Origin of the sequence: Streptomyces alkaliphilus (genome assembly GCF_014141535.1) — a bacterium.
Taxonomy (GTDB): Bacteria; Actinomycetota; Actinomycetes; order Streptomycetales; family Streptomycetaceae; genus Streptomyces; species Streptomyces alkaliphilus.
Genome location: NZ_VKHT01001010.1, coordinates 1 through 1,759 on the forward strand (window position 1 = coordinate 1; position 1,759 = coordinate 1,759).

2 protein-coding genes are annotated in these 1,759 nt (G+C 72.0%); both read right to left on the bottom strand.

Translation table 11 applies throughout. From position 1 onward, the window contains the following. A partial coding sequence (locus FNQ90_RS27695) for a hypothetical protein (RefSeq protein WP_228471474.1) occupies positions 1 to 290 on the bottom strand: 290 nt, incomplete at its 3' end. Between the two features lie 492 nt (positions 291 to 782). Continuing rightward, the gene (locus tag FNQ90_RS21975) at positions 783 to 1,313 is read right to left on the bottom strand and encodes an HNH endonuclease (RefSeq protein WP_143620995.1); all 531 of its coding nucleotides are present in this window, start codon (positions 1,311 to 1,313) and stop codon (positions 783 to 785) included. Between the last annotated feature and the right edge of the window lie 446 nt (positions 1,314 to 1,759).

Genomic DNA, 1,759 nt, shown 5'->3' on the forward strand with positions numbered 1-1,759 from the left:
GTTGTTTTTTTTCCAGCAGAAGACCGCATACGCGATATATGCAAGTCGCGGGGGCTCGGAGATGTGTATAAGAGAGAGCCGTGGGGGGGCTCGCTGGTCAGGGGGGCGGACACCGGACCTCCGTAGCCCGCGCCGTCGAGGCCGGACTCGGGGCCGGAGAGATCGGAGAGGTCCAGCTCACCGGTGTCGTCCCACAGTTCGGGGACCTCGGGTTTGACGGGCTCCCCGTCGTCCCGTCCGGCGGGCTGGGCGATGAGGGCGGGGGGAACCTGTTCGGTGGCTGCGGGCACGGGGTTCTCCATTCGGGTGGTGGACAAACGACCCGGAGTGAGGTCTACCCCGAAGCACTCACGGCATCACACCGAAATCCTCTCGGAACGGGGAAGGTGGGGCGGCTCACGCCGGGACACGACGCAATATGTGGTGTTGTCGCCCCCGACGACGGTGGTTCTTGCGGACCGGGGGCCGTGACCACCGTAACCTCTCCCGTGGCACCGGGTGCCGGGTTCGCACACCACGTCACCTTTTTTCCGCATACCCCACATGCCCCATATGCCCCGCACACTCGATATACCCGGCATGACCGACACATCCGGTACGCCCCGCACGACCCGTGGGTTCCGGGGACGAGGGACGGGCCCTCCCGGGCTCCGACTCCTCCCGCTCACCACGGCCCGCGCGTCCCGTCGCCCGCCTCCCCGTCGCCGGCGACGCCCCGTACCCGTTTCCGGGCCGTCGGGGTCGGCACCCGTCCCCGGACGGCCCGTGGGACGGCCGACCGGCTACCGGCACTCCACGACGGGCGCCTCCTCCCCCACGCCGTACGGCCGCAGATACGGAAGCCACCGCGGGTCGCGGTGGCCGGTTCCGATGATGCGCCAGGCGAGGCCCGACGGCGGGGCGGGCTGATGCCGCAACCGCCAGCCGAGTTCCGCCACGTGGCGGTCGGCCTTGACGTGGTTGCAGCGGCGGCAGGCCGCCACCACGTTCTCCCAGGCGTGTGCCCCGCCCCGGCTGCGCGGGATGACGTGGTCGACGCTGGTGGCGACGCCCCCGCAGTAGGCGCAGCGGCCCCCGTCCCGGGCGAAGAGCGCGCGACGGGTGAGCGGCACGTTGGCGCGATAGGGGATCCGGACGAAACGTTTGAGCCGCACCACGCTGGGCGCGGGGATCTGCGTGCTGGAGCTGCGCATGAGGAGGCCGGAGTCCTCCAGGCTGACCGCCTTGTCGTGCAGCAGCAGGATCAGGGCTCGCCGGACGGGCACCACGCCCAGCGGCTCGTACGAGGCGTTGAGAACCAGGACATTCGGCACAGCCGGCCTCCGTTTCCGTCGGCGGCGCGTGGCTCGCGCCGGGACGATCAACCACAGTGTGTCCCGACCCCGGGGGACGGCGCCACCACGATCGGGAATGTGTCGAGGGACACAAGTCGGACACGACCGCCGCGCGATCCGGGTGTCGGGGCCCGGTCGTCGTGTCCCGACAAATCATTTCCCGGGAAGAGGGCCGTTCTCCCCTGCCGGCCGGATACGGCCCGGTCACGGCTGTGCGGTCACCCTTCACCGGAGTCTTCCCCCGCCGCCCGCCGGGGCCGGCGCGGCGGGCCCGGCGGGGCTCGGGGTGGAGGCCGTCCGGGTCCGCCGGGCCGGCCGGATCATCACGCTCCGGCGTCGGGGACGCGCCATCCGGTCACCGTCCCCGGGCCCCTGCCCGGGCCCGCGGTTACCGTTGGCGGGGTGCGAGCGCTCCACCCCCACCT